General features: G+C 38.9%; 20 protein-coding genes. 4 read left to right on the forward strand and 16 right to left on the reverse strand.

Translation table 11 applies throughout. The annotated features are described in order from the left end of the window. Positions 1-17: 17 nt before the first annotated feature. The 7 genes from V514_RS0114545 to V514_RS0114575 form a co-directional block, all read right to left on the reverse strand. Entirely contained in the window at positions 18-1,097 is a 1,080-nt protein-coding gene (locus V514_RS0114545) for a PIN/TRAM domain-containing protein (protein ID WP_029500620.1), read from the reverse strand. Between the two features lie 92 nt (positions 1,098-1,189). Then, positions 1,190-2,566, reverse strand: a complete 1,377-nt coding sequence (radA, locus tag V514_RS0114550) for a DNA repair protein RadA (RefSeq protein WP_029500621.1) — start codon at positions 2,564-2,566, stop codon at positions 1,190-1,192. A 90-nt stretch (positions 2,567-2,656) separates the two neighbouring features. Beyond that, a complete protein-coding gene (locus tag V514_RS0114555) occupies positions 2,657-5,113 on the reverse strand; it encodes an ATP-dependent Clp protease ATP-binding subunit (RefSeq protein WP_029500622.1) in 2,457 nt (818 codons plus the stop codon). Next, positions 5,103-6,200, reverse strand: a complete 1,098-nt coding sequence (locus V514_RS0114560; RefSeq protein ID WP_029500623.1) for a protein arginine kinase — start codon at positions 6,198-6,200, stop codon at positions 5,103-5,105. Before V514_RS0114560 ends, V514_RS0114555 begins: the two co-directional genes overlap by 11 nt. Continuing rightward, positions 6,193-6,732 carry a UvrB/UvrC motif-containing protein gene (locus V514_RS0114565; RefSeq protein WP_029500624.1) on the reverse strand — a complete coding sequence of 180 codons (540 nt, stop codon included), beginning with the start codon at positions 6,730-6,732 and terminating at the stop codon, positions 6,193-6,195. The genes V514_RS0114560 and V514_RS0114565 overlap by 8 nt, the downstream gene beginning before the upstream one ends. Positions 6,733-6,744: 12 nt before the next feature. Then, a complete protein-coding gene (locus V514_RS0114570; RefSeq protein WP_029500625.1) occupies positions 6,745-7,218 on the reverse strand; it encodes a CtsR family transcriptional regulator in 474 nt (157 codons plus the stop codon). Between the two features lie 173 nt (positions 7,219-7,391). Continuing rightward, positions 7,392-7,727, reverse strand: coding sequence for a DUF4870 domain-containing protein (locus V514_RS0114575; RefSeq protein WP_029500626.1), 336 nt, complete (start codon positions 7,725-7,727; stop codon positions 7,392-7,394). Between the two features lie 117 nt (positions 7,728-7,844). Between V514_RS0114575 and V514_RS20255 the strand changes: the two genes are divergently transcribed. The 4 genes from V514_RS20255 to V514_RS0114590 all read left to right on the forward strand — a co-directional run bounded on the left by V514_RS20255 (position 7,845) and on the right by V514_RS0114590 (position 11,399). Beyond that, complete coding sequence (locus V514_RS20255) at positions 7,845-8,051, forward strand: hypothetical protein (protein WP_152528989.1); 207 nt, start codon at positions 7,845-7,847, stop codon at positions 8,049-8,051. Between the two features lie 112 nt (positions 8,052-8,163). Beyond that, positions 8,164-9,126 carry a magnesium/cobalt transporter CorA gene (gene corA, locus V514_RS0114580; RefSeq protein ID WP_029500627.1) on the forward strand — a complete coding sequence of 321 codons (963 nt, stop codon included), beginning with the start codon at positions 8,164-8,166 and terminating at the stop codon, positions 9,124-9,126. A 230-nt stretch (positions 9,127-9,356) separates the two neighbouring features. Continuing rightward, positions 9,357-10,667 (forward strand): globin-coupled sensor protein, encoded by a 1,311-nt coding sequence (locus V514_RS0114585; protein WP_029500628.1) that lies wholly within the window; start codon positions 9,357-9,359, stop codon positions 10,665-10,667. A gap of 99 nt (positions 10,668-10,766) precedes the next feature. Further along, positions 10,767-11,399, forward strand: coding sequence for a histidine phosphatase family protein (locus V514_RS0114590; protein WP_029500629.1), 633 nt, complete (start codon positions 10,767-10,769; stop codon positions 11,397-11,399). A gap of 44 nt (positions 11,400-11,443) precedes the next feature. Here V514_RS0114590 and V514_RS0114595 read toward each other — a convergent pair whose 3' ends face one another. The 9 genes from V514_RS0114595 to V514_RS0114635 form a co-directional block, all read right to left on the reverse strand. Further along, positions 11,444-11,929, reverse strand: a complete 486-nt coding sequence (locus V514_RS0114595; RefSeq protein WP_029500630.1) for an acyl-CoA thioesterase — start codon at positions 11,927-11,929, stop codon at positions 11,444-11,446. Between the two features lie 139 nt (positions 11,930-12,068). Beyond that, entirely contained in the window at positions 12,069-12,458 is a 390-nt protein-coding gene (locus V514_RS0114600) for a DUF779 domain-containing protein (protein WP_029500631.1), read from the reverse strand. Positions 12,459-12,477: 19 nt separating this feature from the next. Next, the gene (exaC, locus tag V514_RS0114605; protein WP_029500632.1) at positions 12,478-13,995 is read right to left on the reverse strand and encodes an acetaldehyde dehydrogenase ExaC; all 1,518 of its coding nucleotides are present in this window, start codon (positions 13,993-13,995) and stop codon (positions 12,478-12,480) included. Between the two features lie 103 nt (positions 13,996-14,098). After that, positions 14,099-14,461 (reverse strand): DUF779 domain-containing protein, encoded by a 363-nt coding sequence (locus V514_RS0114610; RefSeq protein WP_029500633.1) that lies wholly within the window; start codon positions 14,459-14,461, stop codon positions 14,099-14,101. A 71-nt stretch (positions 14,462-14,532) separates the two neighbouring features. After that, positions 14,533-15,240, reverse strand: coding sequence for an ABC transporter ATP-binding protein (locus V514_RS0114615; RefSeq protein ID WP_029500634.1), 708 nt, complete (start codon positions 15,238-15,240; stop codon positions 14,533-14,535). Beyond that, entirely contained in the window at positions 15,240-16,016 is a 777-nt protein-coding gene (locus tag V514_RS0114620; RefSeq protein ID WP_029500635.1) for an ABC transporter ATP-binding protein, read from the reverse strand. The genes V514_RS0114615 and V514_RS0114620 overlap by 1 nt, the downstream gene beginning before the upstream one ends. Further along, positions 16,009-16,950 (reverse strand): branched-chain amino acid ABC transporter permease, encoded by a 942-nt coding sequence (locus V514_RS0114625; protein ID WP_029500636.1) that lies wholly within the window; start codon positions 16,948-16,950, stop codon positions 16,009-16,011. Before V514_RS0114625 ends, V514_RS0114620 begins: the two co-directional genes overlap by 8 nt. Positions 16,951-16,959: 9 nt before the next feature. Beyond that, positions 16,960-17,838, reverse strand: a complete 879-nt coding sequence (locus V514_RS0114630) for a branched-chain amino acid ABC transporter permease (RefSeq protein WP_029500637.1) — start codon at positions 17,836-17,838, stop codon at positions 16,960-16,962. A 70-nt stretch (positions 17,839-17,908) separates the two neighbouring features. After that, a complete protein-coding gene (locus V514_RS0114635; protein ID WP_407636656.1) occupies positions 17,909-19,108 on the reverse strand; it encodes an ABC transporter substrate-binding protein in 1,200 nt (399 codons plus the stop codon). Positions 19,109-19,255: the final 147 nt, after the last annotated feature.

Consider the following 19,255-nt stretch of genomic DNA (forward strand, 5'->3'; position numbering starts at 1 on the left):
GCTCCAACCATCATCATTTATTTTTTTGGTTTGGCAAAAATCATACGACCAGCAGATGTTTGAAGCACGCTCGTTACAATAACGGTAATCGCTTCCCCGATATACGATTTACCATCCTCGACAACAATCATCGTTCCATCGTCTAAGTAGGCAACACCTTGATTGTGTTCCTTCCCTTCTTTGATGACGACAACATACATTTCTTCGCCGGGAATAACGACCGGCTTCACAGCATTCGCTAACTCGTTAATATTTAACACTTGGACGTTGTGCAATTCACAGACTTTATTCAAATTGAAATCATTCGTCACAATTTGACCGCCACCCATTTTTTTCGCTAAGCGTACTAATTTTAGATCAACTTCAGGCACATCGTCAAAATCGACTTCGGTCAATAATACCGTTGTGGCAGGTTCATCTTGAAGTGCTTTTAAAATATCAAGACCTCTACGACCTTTTGTACGTTTTAGCGTATCCGATGAATCAGCAATATGTTGAAGCTCCGTTAAAACAAACTGCGGGATAACGAGCGTACCTTCTACAAAGCCTGTACGACAAATGTCTGCGATACGGCCATCGATAATCACACTCGTATCTAATAATTTGTATGAAGCTGGCGGCTCAAGTAACTCATCTTTCGTGTCATCATTCTTTTTCTTAGCTGAACGGGATGTAAAGACACTCATTAATTCTTCACGCCGCTTAAATCCAACTTGAAAACCTAAATAGCCTAATACAATTGATAATAAAATCGGCAATACTGTTGTGATGATGGGAATGCGAATACTATTAAGTGCAAAACCAATCAAATACGCCACAATCAATCCGATAATCAAACCTAACGTCCCGAACAATAAATCCCCACTCGGCTCTTTTAATAATTTTTCTTCAAGCCAACGAATAAACTGCACAAAATAATCAGCAATGAAGAACGACACAACAAACAAAATAATCGCACCAATTAAAACAGAAACATATGGGTTATTAATCCATGGGTTATTGGATAAATGAAGAACTTTGTATAAAGGCGGTAACAGGACTAACCCTAGCGTTCCCCCAATTAATAGGAATACGATTTGAATAATTCGTTTTAACATACATGCACCTCCCCTTTAATTGACTATTATACAGATTATCCCTAAATTCCGCTTCATTCAGCCCTGTTCTAACAACAATAAAATAATTGGCACTACAGTTCGCAAAACGCTTGCTTCAATGCTTGATCAACGCGCTCTACACCAATGATTTCAATGCCGTCCGGGAAATCCCAACCCCCAATATTTGATGCTGGAATAAAAATACGTTTAAATCCTAATTTTGCAGCTTCATTCACACGTTGTTCAATACGTGTCACACGGCGAACTTCTCCTGTTAATCCGACTTCACCTGCAAAGCAATCTGTTGGATTCGCCGACAAATCCTTAAAACTTGAAACGATGCTAACAAGTACTGCTAAATCAATTGCTGGTTCATCAAGTTTTACACCGCCGGCTACTTTTATAAAGGCATCTTGCGCCTGTAGCATAAATCCCATACGTTTTTCTAACACAGCCATTAATAACGACACGCGATTTTGGTCAAGTCCTGTTGCCATACGTTTCGGATAATTGAAACTAGACGGTGAAACCAAAGCTTGAATTTCCACGAGAATTGGGCGCGTCCCTTCCATCGAAGCTACGATTGTCGACCCTGGTGCACCTTGCGAACGTTCTTCAAGAAACATTTCAGATGGATTTAATACTTCTTTTAAACCACCATGTACCATTTCAAAAATAGCGATTTCATTCGTTGAACCAAAGCGGTTTTTTTGACTGCGCAAAATACGATGATTATGATGACGCTCACCTTCAAAATACAATACGGTATCTACCATATGTTCTAAAATACGCGGACCGGCAATCTGACCTTCTTTTGTGACATGGCCAACAAGGAAAATCGCAATATTTTTTGTTTTGGCGATGCGCATTAATTCACCTGTACATTCACGCACTTGAGATACACTGCCTGGTGCGGATGTTACCTCTGGATGATGCACTGTTTGAATGGAGTCAATGATGACAAATTTCGGTTGCGTTTGCTCGATTGTTTCACTAATCATTTCTAAATTAGTTTCTGCATAAATATAAAGTTCAGGTGATTGTACGCCCAAACGTTCAGCGCGTAATTTTGTTTGGCGAATGGATTCCTCACCTGATACATATAACACGCGATGATTTTGATTTGATAATAATGCCGATACTTGTAAGAGTAACGTTGATTTTCCAATCCCAGGATCCCCACCAATTAAAATAAGAGACCCTGGCACAATACCTCCACCAAGGACACGATTGAATTCTGTTAATTCCGTTGGTACACGCTGTTCTTCTTGTGTCTCAACAGAAATAATTGGCGTAGCTTTTGCCGAAACCATTTCAGAATGTTTAAATGCACCGCGCGGCCTCTTCGCTACTACCTCAACTTCCTCTACCATCGTATTCCATTGCCCACAACCTGGACAACGCCCCATCCATTTAGCTGTTTCATAACCACATTCATTACATACAAATTTTGATTTCTTCTTTGCCATAATACCCTCCTATAAAACATTTATACGTTTATGATAAAACAAAAAAGGAACGTCTTATATAGTACAGACGTTCCCATTTCTGAAAATCTTTTATTTTTCAGCAGTTGCTGGTTCAGGCTCTTTTGTTGAAACGGTAAATTTACTATCTGCATCAACATCGAATACAACTACTTGACCTGTGAGTACTTCACCTTTTAGAATTTCTTCTGATAGGCGGTCCTCTACGTGTTTTTGTAATGCACGTCGGATAGGGCGTGCTCCGTATTCTGGGTCGTAGCCTTCCTCTGCAATTTTATCAAGTGCGGCTGGTGTAAGCTCAAGCTCGATATGTTGTTCAGCAAGGCGTTTTGTAAGCTGTTCAGCCATTTTGCCAACGATTTCAGCAAGCTCATCTTTCTTAAGCGTATGGAATACAATTGTTTCGTCGATACGGTTTAAGAATTCTGGACGGAATGCCTTTTTCAATTCTTCAAGCATAACATCCTTCGCAGTCGCCTCTGTTTTCGCTGTTTCTTGTGCACCGAAACCGACTGATTTACGGTATTTCAATGCTTCTGCACCGATATTTGATGTCATGATGACTACTGTATTACGGAAATCAACAACGCGTCCTTTTGAATCTGTTAAACGGCCATCATCTAATACTTGTAGTAAGATATTGAACACATCTGGATGCGCTTTTTCGATTTCATCTAATAACACAACTGAGTATGGTTTACGACGAACTTTTTCAGTCAATTGTCCGCCTTCTTCGTAACCTACATAACCTGGAGGTGAACCTACAAGACGTGAAGTTGAATGTTTTTCCATGTACTCAGACATATCAATACGAATCATTGAATCTTCATCACCAAACATTACTTCCGCTAATGCGCGACCAAGTTCTGTTTTACCAACACCTGTTGGACCAAGGAAAATGAATGAACCGATTGGGCGTTTTGGATCTTTTAATCCAGCTCGTGCACGACGGATAGCACGAGAAATTGCTTCTACTGCTTCACTTTGACCAACTACACGTTTGTGTAATTCTTCTTCTAAATTCAATAGTTTTTCAGATTCTTCTTGAGCGATTTTCGCTACTGGAATACCCGTCCACATCGCCACAACTTCCGCAATGTCATTAACGGTTACTTCTGATTCAGAACGACCTTGTTTTTCTTTCCATTCTTTTTTCGTTGCTTCTAATTCATCTTTTAACTTTTGTTCAGAGTCGCGTAAATTCGCTGCTTTTTCAAATTCTTGGCTTTGAACAGCTGCATTTTTCTCTGCTTTTACACTTTCTAATTTTTGTTCTAATTCTTTTAAATTAGGCGGTGTTGTATAAGAACGTAGACGTACTTTTGAACCCGCTTCATCCATTAAATCGATTGCTTTATCCGGAAGGAAGCGATCTGAAATGTAGCGATTACTTAATTGTACCGCTGCTTCTACAGCTTCATCGGTAATTTTTACGCGGTGATGTGCTTCATAACGATCGCGCAGACCACGAATAATTAATACCGCTTCTTCAGGTGTAGGTTCATCTACTTGAATTGGTTGGAATCGACGTTCAAGCGCTGCATCTTTTTCAATATATTTACGATATTCATCAAGCGTTGTAGCACCAATACATTGTAGTTCACCGCGCGCTAATGATGGTTTTAAAATATTCGATGCATCAATCGCACCTTCCGCACCACCTGCACCAATTAACGTGTGTAACTCATCAATGAATAGAATAACATTGCCTGCTTGGCGAATCTCATCCATTACTTTTTTCAAACGATCCTCAAACTCACCACGATATTTCGTACCCGCGACAACCGTACCCATATCTAATGTCATAACGCGTTTGTCGCGTAAGATTTCCGGTACTTCGTTGTTAACAATTTGTTGTGCTAACCCTTCTGCAATCGCTGTTTTACCAACACCTGGTTCGCCGATTAAAACAGGGTTATTTTTTGTACGTCGTGATAATACTTCAATGACGCGTGTAATTTCTTTGCTACGGCCGATTACTGGGTCTAAACTGCCTTCACGTGCAATTTGCGTTAAATCACGCGCCAAGCTATCTAATGTTGGCGTATTTGCTGTTGGTGCCGCAGAAGCGTTACCTGCTGCATTCGTATCATGGTTACCAAGCAATTGTAATACTTGCTGACGCGCTTTATTTAAACTAACTCCTGCGTTATTTAATACGCGAGCTGCCACGCCTTCACCTTCACGAATTAATGCTAATAAAATATGCTCTGTGCCGATGTATGTGTGGCCAAGTTTACGCGATTCATCGACGGATAATTCGATCACTTTTTTCGCACGTGGCGTATAGTGAACGACAGGGCCCACATCTTTTGTACCGACACCAACAAGCTTCTCAATACCTTCCTCAATCACTTCAGGCGTCACTTCAATTGCTTCTAATGCCTTTGCTGCAATGCCGCCGCCTTCACGAATAAGGCCAAGTAAAATATGCTCTGTGCCAATCGCATCATGCTTCATGCGAATTGCTTCCTCTTGCGCTAATTGTAAAACTTTTTGAGCTCGTTGAGTAAAGTGGTTAAACATCATATGAATCGTCTCCTTTTTCACGCTGTCTCACATTATTTAATATCTCTCGTAATAATGTGGCACGATAAACATCTCGTTCGTTTGGCTTTAATGTAGTGCCAACATATTGTTGTAAAAATCCTGGTTGAATGACCAGCATGCATTTATTTAAAACCTTCGTAGGAATGTTTTCGATTAGTCCTAAATCTATACCCAATCGCACGTTAGATAAACAATTTGCCGCCTCGTCAGACGCTAAAATACGGGCATAATGTAATGTACCTAATGATCGATTTACCCGGTCATTCATAATAGTTGCCGCATGGGCTAATAGGGCTTTTCGAGACTCTGCTTCTCGTTGTACGATTTGTTCCGCTAATGATTGTAAGTCAGTTAAAATTTCTTCTTCTGATTTTCCAAGCGTCACTTGATTTGAGATTTGATAATAGTTGCCTACAGCTTCTGTTCCTTCGCCGTAAATTCCGCGAACGACCATGCCAAGCCGAGGCATCATGCTAATAATTTGTTCCATTTGATCGGTCATCGTTAGCGCTGGTAAATGCATCATAACTGAAGCACGCATGCCGGTTCCCGTATTCGTTGGGCAACTTGTCAAATAGCCAAATTCCTCATCAAATGCATACGGGACATGCTCTTCTAAATAACGATCAAGCGTGTCCGCATTGAAGTAAGCTTTTTCTAAATCAAGCCCTGGCTCCATGCATTGGATACGCAAATGATCCTCTTCATTAATCATGACACTAACTGATTCATCATCTGAAATAACAACAGATGCCGAACGCTCTTTATGCGCTAACTGCGGACTAATCAAATGTTTTTCGACGAGCACCTTCTTTTGAAGAATCGGCGTCGTCGATATATCGATATATGTGAAGTTCTGGTCAAGCGTTTCTGCATCGAGCAGTACATTCGAAATGGTTTGGTCTAATTTAAATGCTTCATCGTCTGAGAAAGCTCGTGGGAAGCGGTAATCTTTTAGATTGCGAGCAAGGCGAATACGTGTACTCATGACAATATCACCATACTCTGCATCGCCCTCCATCCACTTCACATCGGTCACATTAAAAAACATGTCCTTTTTATCCATTCGAATCACCACCTTGCAATTGCTGTTCAAGTGCTCTTGCTTCATCACGAAATGCTGCAGCATCTTCAAACCGTTCTTCTTCCACGGCCTTTTTCATGTCGTTGCGCAAACCTTCAATTTGCTGTTTCAATTCATAGGTTGCATTGACTGCTCCAGGCATTTTCCCTACATGTTTTATGGCACCATTATGGAGGCGCTTCATCACCTGCGGGAGTTCATCACGAAATGCATCGTAACACGTTGGACAATTGAATTTGCCAGCGTGTAAAAACTGCTTATAGGTCATACCACAGTTAGGGCAACTTGTATGCTCTTCCTGCCGCTGACTTTTCGGTGCATTTGCTGACCATGTTGGAATCCCAAACCAGTCTGCAAAAAGTTGTTGCAATGGCACATGCTCATCCAAAGAATGGTCATGCTGATGTAATTGTTGGCTACAAACCTCGCAATAATGTTTCGTGATTTGCTGGCCATTTTTCACCTGCGTTAATGTTATAGTGGCAGGGCGTTGCTTACAATTCTCGCAGATCACTTCACACACCTCTTATCTTTTAGGAATATCATATTTCAATGTCGTAAGCATTGCGCGTAAAATTCGTGCACGAACTTCATCACGCAATGGCAAGTTGAGTGCTAATATATGACGATCGACAGCTGCTAGCATCATCTTCGCTTCTCTTTTAGAAATAACTTCTTCATTAATAAGTCGAAAAATGATATCTTCCGCAACTTGCTGTGGTGCAGAAATTCCAAGCTGTCGAACCGTTTCATCAATCAAATCAGCACTCGAAGTTACTTGAACACGTACGATGCGAATATAACCACCACCGCCACGTTTACTTTCTACTTGATATCCACGTTCTTCTGTAAAGCGCGTATTAATCACATAGTTAATTTGCGATGGTACACATTGAAATTTATCAGCGATTTCGCTACGTTTAATTTCAACTAAGCCGTTTCCCTCTAATTCAATAACTTCTTTCAAATATCCTTCAATGATGTCCGAAATATTTCTCATTTGCTGTCCTCACCTCGCTTGCCTCACTGACTTTGACTATCTTTGACTATATTATATTCAATCCAAAATTCGATTACAAATTATTTGGCTCAAAACGTGTAAAACCTATTCTCTTATTTCCATACAAAAAAAACCACACCGCAGCGTAGTTTTAATTTCGGATGTTATAGAAATTAGAAGAAACGTTTAATAATTGGGTATTCCCAATGTCGTCCTTGCAATGCATTCACAATGCCAACAATTGGAACGATAATTGTCATGGCAACAAATACGATTAGGAATGGAATGCCGATGATAATTGCTGAAAAGAACGCAGAGATTGCAATTAAAATCCCCATTACTAGTTGAAATAGCACAGCTTGCAATGATAATCGTTTAATTTCTTTTTCATCATTTAAAAAATAAAACAATAGCGGCACGATAATCAAAACAAAAAATGAAGAGAAAAAACCACTAGCATGAACAATAACTTTTAACCATTTGCTATCAGATAATGTTTGTGTACTCATGTAAACTACTCCCTTCTATCATTTAATTATTCTACGTACTCTAGCATAAAATAGTTTCAACGTTGTCATAATAATTTGGAAACATTTTTTAATAATATGCGTCCTTCCTAATATCACATGATGAAAGGGATGTTTCTCTTGAAGAAAGCATTGCTTACAGCAGGAATTACTATTTTAGGTCTCGCTGTTTTAATCGTTATGCCCTACTGCCTTTTAAAGAGTTCATTTGACTCAAATGACTCTGTTGACCATAAAAATATACAATCAATTTCAAATGGACATGGCGGCGAAAAAATAGCCGTCTGGTTGTCTAGTGAACATTAAAGCCGCTTAATATGCGGTTTTTTATTTTGTTATTTTCTTCTTTTACGTTTATCGACAACAGGGTATGGATATGGGACAATAATAACAACTACGGAGAAAAAGAGGCGTTACGATGATTCGAACTTTAGGTTTTACAAAAGATAACGATGTAATAGCCGATTTTCCATTGGATGAGCTACATAATTTTGATTTTGATTGGTATTGGATAGATTTCGATCAGCCTATACCAGCTGAAAACACTTATTTAGATACAGTGTTTCATTTTCACCCATTGGCAATCGAAGACTCTTTAATGCGCTTACAACGTCCAAAAATCGACTATTATGACGACTGCCATTTCCTTGTCGTACATAAAATGAATTCTATCGAATTAGAAGCAGAAGAAGTAAATATTTTTATCGCTAGTAACTTTATTGTGACGTATCATAAAACCCCTGTCCCAGAAATTGAAACAGCACGAAAGCGTGTGCTCAATCAACCCGGTGATTGGGAACGCGGCTCATATTATGCGATGTATCAAGTTGTAGATAAACTCGTTGATAGCTATTTTCCAATGGTTTATAACATTGAAGACCGCTTAAATGAAATTGAGGACCAATTAAATTATCAGCGTAATGCAAAAGCAATGTCTGATGTATTTGATTTGCGTAGTGATTTGCTACATATCCGCCGCATCGTACTACCGATGCGCGATTTATTATATCGCGTCATGAACTCTGGGCGCCTTGGATTAATTGGGACGGAGCGCGCTTACTTTGGCGATATCCATGACCATCTCGTAAAACTTACAGAAATGATTGAATCCAATCGTGAATTAACGGCAGACATGCGCGACAGCCATATGTCGATGAATGCTGTGCGCATGAATAGTATTATGATGATTTTAACGATTGTATCTACAATTTTCATCCCACTAACCTTTGTTGCAGGTGTCTACGGCATGAATTTTGATAACATGCCTGAATTGCACTGGCATTGGGGCTATTTCATCGTTCTTGGCGTCATGTTCTTTATCGCCGTTTCAATGATTGCTTGGTTTAAACATAAAGGGTGGCTCGACTTTTTTAAGCTATAATCTTTTTTCAGAACTGTCGATGCGGCAGTTCTTTTTTAATAAGCTCAGCTGCAGCAAGCCTTTCTTTTAAAAACGATTGTCGATTTAATTTTGTAAATTCTAAAGTTTTTTTATGGTGGATAGATTAAAATAAAAACTACAGCCGATATAACTAATGAAAATATACTTTTTTAAAGATTTAATACAAAATTATCAATATTATTTTGAAGATATAGATAGGAGCCAACACCGTGAGTATTTGGAATTTTTCAAAGCCAAAACAGCCCCCATCACCATTTCATTTAGATGAAGCAATAAAAGATGTGGAGCTGGATTTATCAACATTTCCTGGCTTATCAAAACAAGTAGAGCTATTGGACTTAACAAAAGAGGACTTAGCGATTATTTCTCATTTTAAACAATATACACATGAACTTGTACCAATGATGGTTGATGAGTTCTACAAAACGATTAGTAAAGCGAATGAGCTGACATCAATCATTAATCACAACTCATCAATTGATCGTTTAAAAGTCACCTTAACACGCCATATTACAGCGATTTTCAATGGCCATATCAATCATACGTATGTCGTTGATCGCCAGCGTATTGCACATATCCATGTAGTCATTGGTTTGCCATCAAAATGGTATTTAAATTCATTCCAAACACTTAATAATACGTTTATGACCTATTGTGTAAACTTAGAGCTACCGGTTGATGATTTCAAACGTGCGGCCAATGCTTTTGCAAAAGTTATCAACTTTGAGCAGCAAATCGTTATTGAAGCGTATGATGAAGAACAAGCTGAAATCCAGCAACATCACATCGACGAAAAAGCAGAAATTATGGTTTCTGTACAAAGTACGGCAGAAGAGCTAAGCGCTATTAGTGAAGAAACGACCGCCTCAATCCAATCACTTGTAACACAGGCTGAAGATATTTCAGACGCAACAAAAAAAGGCTTAACATTCGTCAATGAAACAGAACAAAAATCTGAAGATGGCACGCGTCTCCTTGTACAACAAAATGATTTGATGGCGCGCATGTCATCATCTGTAAAGCAGCTCGATTCAACGATGGGTCATCTACGCATTTCATCACAAAAAATTTCTGAAATTGTACGCCTTGTAACAGATATCGCCGACCAAACAAATTTACTCGCGCTCAATGCCTCGATTGAAGCAGCACGTGCAGGTGAACATGGAAAAGGCTTTGCGGTCGTTGCTGATGAAGTACGCAAATTAGCGGAAGAAACGAAGAGCGCTGTACAAAACGTTTCTGCGCTCATTCATGAAACAGAGTCAAACATCTCAAATATGTCCTCATCTGTAAAGGAAGTGGATACACAAATTTTATCTGGCGTTGAAATGCAGAAAGAATTATCTGATTCGTTCCAAACAATCGCTCGTGCTGTATCTGGGATTAAAACAAACCACACAGCTACAACAGAAGATGTTTCAAGCATCACTTTGATTTTAGATGAAATTTCAAATGCCACATTCCAGGTAGCCGACTCAGCAGAACGTTTACTTGAAGTAGCAACTGAATTAACAGAGTAGTATGTGAGGGCCCTATTAAAGGGTCCTTTTTTAATTGCTTTGACATTCTAAATAGAATCTTCTATACTTGGTGGGATTTCACTTGAAAGGAAGGATGACATGGTAACGCTATACATTACGCGCCATGGGCAAACAGAATGGAACGTCCAAGAACGAATACAAGGATGGTTTGATTCACCGTTGACTAATTACGGCAAGGACCAAGCACAAGCTCTCTGTAAACGCCTTAGCAATACACCATTCATCGCTGCTTACTCAAGTCCGAGCGGTCGAGCTTTAAAAACAGCTCATCTTATTTTAGACGGACATCAAACCCCGTTATTTATTAAACATGAATTAAAAGAAATTAACGTAGCGGAATGGCAAGGGATGCAGATTGAAAAAATCAAACAAGAATTCCCGACTTCCTACGATAATTACTTCCACCATGCAGAGCGCTTTGAATCGCTAGAAGGTGAAAATTTCTTTGACGTCCTTGAGCGCGCAAAAAAAATTATCGATAAAATTGAAGGCAAGTACGACCAACATGATAATGTTCTAATTGTTACACATAGTATCGTTAAAAAGGTGCTTATCAATTACTTCCTTGGCCGACCGATGGAGCAACTATCAGAATCACCATACATTGATGGTACAAGCCTCACAATCGTTCATTTAGAAAACGGCAAAGCTACTATTGAAACCGTTGGATGTATCAATCATATGCCTGAAAAAAAGAAATATATACATTAAAAAAAGGCCTCGACATCTATCAATTGATGTGCGAGGCTCTTTTTTTAAAAGAATGAATGAGGCATTTCACGTTTTGCTTTACGATGTGCACGACGAGCTGGGCCTGATTCGAATAAACGACGTTCTTCATTCGTTTCGGGATAAACGGGTGCTACTTCTTGTGGTTTTCCATGTTCATCAACTGCAACCATCGTTACAAAAGATTCCGTTGTTAAACGTGTTTCATGTGTTTCAATATCTCGTGATTGTACACGAATATAAATTTCCATTGAGGAGCGGCCTGTATTGCTAACGACCGCGTCTAACTCTAAAATTTCTCCTGAACGTACCGGTGCAAAAAAATCAACGGAGTCAAATGACGCTGTCACTGTTTGCATTTTTGCGTGTTTCATAGATGTAATAGCTGCAATTTCATCAATATAGGCTAAAACTTTTCCACCGAAAATTGTATTCATATGATTTGTATCTGGTGGTAATACAAGATTTGTTTGTATTGTTCTTGATTGTCTCATTGGTACTGCTTCTAACATTACAACCGCTCCCCTCCTGAACCATCTGTACTCATAATAAAATAAAATCTGTATCATTTCAAATAAATAAGCTTATTAAATAGACATAAAACTGTATTTATTTTAAATCAAAAATTAATATAACAAAAAAAGCAGTGGATTAACCCACTGCTTTTTCATTGGCAATTATTTTCTTTACTTCCTCATATTCTTCGTCGGTAAACACACGCGCGCGAATAAGGAAACTTTTATTTTCAATAGATTCAATTGAAAATCCGCTGCCGAAACTATCTACAACATCTAAAACATGCTGTGTATGTTTTGAATAATTGTAGAGATTTTCATGCATGTAAAATGGGACATCTCCATCTACATAACCAAGCAGCACATCAATTTGCCCTACTTTAAACTCATCTTCCAAAAAGCAAAGTGGTTTGGAACCTTCACAACAGCCACCTGATTGATGAAAGGCAAGTCCTTTGCCATACTTATTTTTCAAAAAATGAATCAGTTCAATTGCTTTATCCGTTGCAACAACACGTTCTACCATGTTGCTCTCTCCTTTCGGTTTAGAAGAAACCTTGAGGCTTACGGTTGTAGCTAACTAATAAGTTTTTCGTTTGTTGGTAATGATCTAACATCATTTTGTGGTTTTCGCGGCCGATACCTGACAGTTTATAACCACCGAATGCTGCGCCTGCTGGATATTGATGATATGTGTTTGTCCATACGCGACCTGCTTGAATAGCGCGGCCCGCACGATATGCGATATCACCTGAACGAGACCATACACCAGCACCTAAGCCGTACTCTGTATCATTCGCAATTTCAATTGCTTCATCATAATCTTTGAACGTTGTAAGCGATAATACAGGACCAAAGATTTCCTCTTGGAAAATACGCATTTTATTATGCCCTTTAAAGATTGTAGGTTGGATATAGAAACCATCTTCTAAACCATCTAACTTATTCGCTTCACCACCAACTAACACTTCGGCACCTTCATCTTTACCAATTTGTAAATATGATTTAATTTTTTCTTGTTGTTCATTTGAATTTTGTGCCCCCATCATGACATCTGTATCTAACGGGTTACCAATTTTAATTGATTTGACACGCTCAATGGCACGCTCAATAAATTTATCGTAAATAGATTCTTGAATAATTGCACGTGAAGGACAAGTACAAATTTCACCTGAGTTCAATGCAAACATTACAAGACCTTCAATTGCTTTGTCTAAGAATTCATCATCTTCATCCATAACATCTTCGAAGAATACGTTTGGTGATTTACCACCTAACTCTAATGTTACAGGGATGATATTTTCAGTTGCATATTGCATGATTAAACGACCAACTGCTGTTGATCCAGTAAACGCAACTTTTGAGATTTTTTTGTTTGTCGCTAACGCTTTACCTACTGTTGCACCAAAACCATTAACGATGTTAACAACACCTGGTGGTAGTAAGTCTTCGATTAACTCCATAACAACTAAAATCGATACTGGTGTTTGTTCTGCCGGTTTTAACACGACACAGTTACCAGCTGCTAAGGCAGGAGCGAGTTTCCATACTGCCATTAAAATAGGGAAGTTCCATGGAATAATTTGACCTACAACGCCTAGTGGCTCTTGGAAATGATAAGCTACTGTGTCGTCATCTATTTGCGTAATGCTGCCTTCTTGTGCGCGAATTGCTGAAGCAAAATAACGGAAGTGGTCTACCGCTAATGGAATATCGGCATTTAATGTTTCACGAACTGCCTTACCGTTGTCCCAGGTTTCTGCAACGGCAATCAATTCTAAATTTTCTTCAATGCGATCAGCAATTTTATTTAAAATATTTGCACGTTGTGTTGCGGAAGTTTTTGCCCAAGCATCTTTTGCTTTATTTGCAGCATCAAGCGCTAATTCAATATCTTCGGCAGTTGATTTTGCAGCTTTTGTAAAGACTTCACCTGTTACTGGCGTTACATTATCAAAATACTCGCCTTTTACTGGTGCTACCCATTGGCCACCAATATAGTTTTCGTATTTCTCTTTAAAGTTAATTACTGCACCTTCAGTATTCGGATTTGCATAGATCATTACACTACCCGCTCCCTTACGATTTTTTAAAACAGTCAATACCAAAATTTTCTGTTTTGTACATATATTATCTATCATAAACATTTATTTTTCAAATAATAGCTCAATGGATTTTTGCTAATTCTTTTTCCTCATCTTTCGTAAATGGGCGACTGCGCGTTAAAAAAGCTTTTCCTAATTCCGACTCAATTGAAAATCCGCCCATCCCATTTGTCACATCAACAATAATTTGTGTGTGTTTCATATATTCGTATAAACTTTCATGCATATAAAATGGGATATCTCCATCTAATGTTCCAAGCAATAAATCCACGCTACCTTCTTTAAATTCTCCTTGCTCATAACACATTGGCGCAGTCCCATCACAACACCCACCCGACAAATGAAATACTAATGGCCCATGACTTGCTTTTAATTCTTGAATGACATTTAATGCTTTTTCAGTTGTTGTTACACGTTCTACCATTTTCATCAACCCCTTTTCTTATCTTTACCCGCATTAAAAAAGAGCAAGCATTTGCTCGCCCTTTTTTATGTCTATAAACCGCCAAGATAAGCAGCTCTTACTTCATCACTTTCTTGAAGCTCTTTCGCGTCGCCTGATAACACAACTTTTCCCGTTTCAATTACATAAGCTCGTTGTGCAATCGACAGCGCCATATGTGCATTTTGTTCAACTAATAAAACCGTTGTCCCTGCCTCATTAATTTCTTTAATAATCCTAAAAATGGTTTGGACCATTAACGGCGCTAATCCCATCGATGGTTCGTCTAATAATAGTAATTTAGGCTTTGCCATAATCGCGCGCCCCATAGCGAGCATTTGCTGCTCACCACCAGATAGCGTGCCCGCTGACTGATTTTTTCGTTCAAGCAAGCGAGGAAACAACTCATACACACGTTCCATATCTTTTTTGATGCCATCGCGATCTTTTCGTAAATAAGCTCCTAAATCTAAGTTTTCCTCTACGCTCATATTCGCAAAAACGCGGCGGCCTTCAGGTACTTGTGAAATGCCACTCTTTACAATTCCTTGCGCTGCTTTTCCAGCAATCGATTTACCAAGGTATTCAATCGTTCCTTTTTTCGGCTTTAATAGCCCTGATAAAGTTTTTAGTAATGTCGTCTTGCCCGCGCCATTCGCTCCAATTAATGTGACGATTTCACCTTCATTTACTTCGAGCGACACTTCACGTAATGCCTGAATATTACCGTAATAGACGTCGATATTTTCAACTTTTAGCATTAAATCGTCACCTCCTCGCCTAAATACGCTTCGATTACTTTTTTATTACTACGGATTTCTTCCGGAGTGCCTGATGCGATGAGTTGGCCATGGTCTAGCACATAAATACGTTCACAAATCCCCATTACAAGCCCCATGTCATGCTCGATTAATAAAATCGTCAAATCGAATTTTTTACGAATCAATGCAATTAAATCCATCAATGCACGCGTCTCCTGTGGATTCATCCCTGCTGCTGGTTCATCAAGCAATAATAACTTTGGTCCAGCTGCTAATGCACGCGCAATTTCAAGACGACGTTGCATACCATATGGTAAATTCTTTGCCAACTCGTCTTTATATTTATCTAACTCAAAAATTTTTAGAAATTCAATTGATTGTTGTTCCATTTTTGCTTCGCCTTTAAAATGTGCTGGCAAGCGTAGCACAGAGCTCATCAATGAATGATTAGCTAAAGAATGGTTGGCCACCTTTACATTATCAAGCACTGTTAATTCCTTAAACAATCGAATATTTTGGAATGTACGACTCACACCGCTTTTCGTTACTTGGTGCGGCGACATTTTATTCGTTACTTTTCCATCGAATGTAATCTGACCTTCAGTTGGTTTATATACGCCTGTAAGCATATTGAAGCTTGTCGTTTTCCCAGCGCCATTCGGGCCAATTAAACCGACTAGTTCCCCTTCAAATAATTCCATATCAAAACCTTGCACTGCTTTTAAACCACCAAATTGGATGCCGACGTTTTCTACTTTTAACAGTGGATTATTCATGAACGTCGCCTCCCTTGCGTTTACGTTTGAATAAGTCTGTAATTTCTTTCGTTCCCATTAAACCAACCGGACGATACAGCATGACTAAAATTAATACTAAACTGTAAATAATCATACGTGTTTCCGGGAAGTCTTGTAAGTAGAGTGAAATAATCGTTAATGCTACCGCGGCGATAACCGCTCCCGATAAACTACCAAGACCGCCGAGTACAACATAAATTAAAATATCAAATGATTTTAAAAATCCAAATTGCGCTGGTTGAATGATAAAGAAGTTATGCGAAAATAATCCACCCGCAAGTCCGGCAAATAACGAACCAATAGCAAAAGCTAATACTTTATAGTACGTAATATTAATTCCCATTGCATCCGCTGCAATTTCATCTTCGCGAATGGCAATACAAGCACGACCGTGACGAGATCGCGTAAAGTTTGAGATAACAATAATCGTAATCAACATACCAAAGAATGCGTATGTCCACGTTGTTTGTTGCATTACTTGCATCCCTGCTGCTCCGCCAACATAATCCCAGTTTAAAAAAATGATACGGATAATTTCAGCAAAACCGAGTGTTGCGATTGCTAAGTAGTCTCCGCGTAAGCGAAGCGTTGGAATCCCAACAATCAATCCAGCAATGGCTGCAACAACGGCGCCTACAATAAGCCCTACAATGAATGGCAGCTGAAGTTGCATCGTACAAATCGCCGAAATATACGCACCAACAGCTAAAAACCCAGCATGCCCAATCGAGAACTGACCGGTAATTCCAATGACTAAATGAAGACTTACCGCTAACATGACATTAATCGCCATCGTAATAAATAAATTAGAGTAATACATATCAAGTTGTCCACTTGAAATCATCACTTGAACAATCACATAGCCAATAATCGCTATCATCGTGTAGATCCAAAATGGTTTTGAAATTTTCATATTGACCACCTACACTTTCTCGCGAGTATTTTTACCGAAGATACCCGCTGGCTTAAAGATTAAAATTAAAATTAAAATAATAAATGCTGCTGCATCACGCCACATCGAGAAACCGACCGCGCTAACAATTGTTTCAACAATTCCAAGTACCATACCACCTGTCATGGCTCCCGGAATACTACCAATACCACCGAGCACGGCAGCAATAAATGCTTTCACACCTGGAATAATCCCCATTAGTGGATCGATTTTCGTATAGTACAGGCCAAAGACAACACCGGCAGCACCTGCTAATGCTGAACCAATCGCAAAGGTTGCCGAAATCGTATTGTTGACGTTAATACCCATTAGGCGCGCTGCTTCCATATCATGAGATACGGCGCGCATTGCCTTACCAATTTTCGTTTTGTGAACGATAAATTGTAACAACACCATAAGAATAATCGTTGTTGCTAAAATGATGATTGATTCCGAACTAATTTGCGTACCAAAAATCGTAAATGTTTTTGAAATAACTGCATCATCTGGATAGGCTTCAGGCTGAGCACCACGGAAGAAAATCGTCGTATATTCAATCAGTAGTGACATCCCGATAGCTGTAATTAACGCAGCTATACGCGTTGCATTACGCAAACGTTTGTAAGCAAGACGCTCGATAACAACCCCTAAAATAGAACAAATAATCATCGCAGCAAGCAGTGATGGAATAAAGCCAATATGCCAATGTGTTAAACCGTAAAAACCAACGAATGCGCCAATCATAAAGATATCCCCATGCGCGAAGTTAATCAATTTAATGATGCCATATACCATCGTATATCCTAGAGCTATAAGCGCATAAATACTCCCAATTGATATCCCGTTTACGAGTTGTTGAAGCCACTCCATAATTTTCACTCCTTTTTCGTCAATTTAAAAAAAGGAGGACAAGTGCCCCCCTTCATAAAAGACTCGTTGCTTAAGGTTCCACTTTTGTTTTGAACACTTGTTTACCGTCTTTAAATTCAAGAACTGTTGCCGATTTGATTGTGTTATGTTCTTTATCCACAGAGAATGTACCTGTCACAAGACTTAAATCTTTTGTATCTGCTAATGCTTTTTGAATATCCTCACCCTTTGTAGAACCTGCGCGCTCAATAGCGTCTTTTAACCAATAAACAGAGTCATAACCAAGTGCATTGAACGCATCCGGTGATTTATCATCATTTGCTGCTTTAAATGCTTTTACGAATTTTTGAATTTTTTCATCTGGATCTTCAGCAGAGTAATGGTTTGTGAAGTACGTGTTATTTAATGCATCAGCACCTGCTAATTCAACGATTTTTGGAGAATCCCAACCATCGCCACCCATCATTGGTGCTTCAATGCCGATTGCACGCGCTTGTTTTACAATTAATCCAACTTCTTCGTAATAGCCTGGTACATAAATAAAGTCAGGATTTTTTGATTTCAAACGTGTTAAAGTCGATTTGAAATCTGTATCTTTTGCTACATACGATTCTTCTGCTACTACTTTTCCACCATTTGCTTCAATTTGCTTTTTGAATGCTTCTGCTAAACCTTTAGCATAGTCGCTTGAGCTATCCGAGAAAATAGCAACGTTTTTAGCTTTCAAATCATTTGATGCAAAGTTCGCGGCAATCTTTCCTTGGAATGGGTCAATGAAGCATGTGCGGAATGCATATTCATTTACTGAACCATCATCATTTACCGTAACTGTTGGTGATGTTCCTGATGGCGAAATGATTGGCATTTTATTTTGATTTGCCACTTGTACAGCCGCCACTGTATTCCCTGAAGTTGCTGAACCAATTTGTGCCACTACTTTTTCTTGTGTTGCTAGCTTCATCGCTGCCGATGTCGCCTCAGAGTTTTCTGATTTGTTATCAATCTTTACCGTCTCAATTTTCTTACCGTCGATTCCACCGGCATCATTAATTTCTTTAATTGCTAATTCTGCACCTTTAGCAATCCCTGTACCATATGATGCTACGTTACCTGACAATTCTAAATTTAGACCAACTTTAATCGTATCCCCACCTGATGATGCACCACTATTTGAGCTTTCATCTTTTGCACCGCAAGCTGTTAATGTTCCTAACAACAATGCAGATGATACGATTAGCGCACCATACTTTTTCAAATTGTTATTCTTCATTAAATCCATCCCCCTTACGCTTGATTTATTGAATAATTCTGAAAATTGATAACATAACTGTAAAATATGTTTTCTAATTCCATATTTTATATTCTAAAAACAAATAAGTAAACAAAATTTTCTATTAATTCTAAAAATTTAAAAAAT

It is taken from the genome of Kurthia huakuii LAM0618 (assembly GCF_000505545.1).
GTDB classification, from domain to species: domain Bacteria; phylum Bacillota; class Bacilli; order Bacillales_A; family Planococcaceae; genus Kurthia; species Kurthia huakuii.

What these genes read in the sequence shown, in the direction of transcription:
- V514_RS0114545 (WP_029500620.1), bottom strand. Translation starts at nt 1,097, where the DNA reads ATGTTAAAACGAATTATTCAAATCGTATTCCTATTAATTGGGGGAACG.
- radA (WP_029500621.1), bottom strand. Translation starts at nt 2,566, where the DNA reads ATGGCAAAGAAGAAATCAAAATTTGTATGTAATGAATGTGGTTATGAA.
- V514_RS0114555 (WP_029500622.1), bottom strand. Translation starts at nt 5,113, where the DNA reads ATGATGTTTAACCACTTTACTCAACGAGCTCAAAAAGTTTTACAATTA.
- V514_RS0114560 (WP_029500623.1), bottom strand. Translation starts at nt 6,200, where the DNA reads ATGGATAAAAAGGACATGTTTTTTAATGTGACCGATGTGAAGTGGATG.
- V514_RS0114570 (WP_029500625.1), bottom strand. Translation starts at nt 7,218, where the DNA reads ATGAGAAATATTTCGGACATCATTGAAGGATATTTGAAAGAAGTTATT.
- V514_RS0114575 (WP_029500626.1), bottom strand. Translation starts at nt 7,727, where the DNA reads ATGAGTACACAAACATTATCTGATAGCAAATGGTTAAAAGTTATTGTT.
- V514_RS20255 (WP_152528989.1), top strand. Translation starts at nt 7,845, where the DNA reads ATGATGAAAGGGATGTTTCTCTTGAAGAAAGCATTGCTTACAGCAGGA.
- corA (WP_029500627.1), top strand. Translation starts at nt 8,164, where the DNA reads ATGATTCGAACTTTAGGTTTTACAAAAGATAACGATGTAATAGCCGAT.
- V514_RS0114590 (WP_029500629.1), top strand. Translation starts at nt 10,767, where the DNA reads ATGGTAACGCTATACATTACGCGCCATGGGCAAACAGAATGGAACGTC.
- V514_RS0114595 (WP_029500630.1), bottom strand. Translation starts at nt 11,929, where the DNA reads ATGTTAGAAGCAGTACCAATGAGACAATCAAGAACAATACAAACAAAT.
- V514_RS0114600 (WP_029500631.1), bottom strand. Translation starts at nt 12,458, where the DNA reads ATGGTAGAACGTGTTGTTGCAACGGATAAAGCAATTGAACTGATTCAT.
- exaC (WP_029500632.1), bottom strand. Translation starts at nt 13,995, where the DNA reads ATGATCTATGCAAATCCGAATACTGAAGGTGCAGTAATTAACTTTAAA.
- V514_RS0114610 (WP_029500633.1), bottom strand. Translation starts at nt 14,461, where the DNA reads ATGGTAGAACGTGTAACAACAACTGAAAAAGCATTAAATGTCATTCAA.
- V514_RS0114615 (WP_029500634.1), bottom strand. Translation starts at nt 15,240, where the DNA reads ATGCTAAAAGTTGAAAATATCGACGTCTATTACGGTAATATTCAGGCA.
- V514_RS0114620 (WP_029500635.1), bottom strand. Translation starts at nt 16,016, where the DNA reads ATGAATAATCCACTGTTAAAAGTAGAAAACGTCGGCATCCAATTTGGT.
- V514_RS0114625 (WP_029500636.1), bottom strand. Translation starts at nt 16,950, where the DNA reads ATGAAAATTTCAAAACCATTTTGGATCTACACGATGATAGCGATTATT.
- V514_RS0114630 (WP_029500637.1), bottom strand. Translation starts at nt 17,838, where the DNA reads ATGGAGTGGCTTCAACAACTCGTAAACGGGATATCAATTGGGAGTATT.
- V514_RS0114635 (WP_407636656.1), bottom strand. Translation starts at nt 19,108, where the DNA reads ATGAAGAATAACAATTTGAAAAAGTATGGTGCGCTAATCGTATCATCT.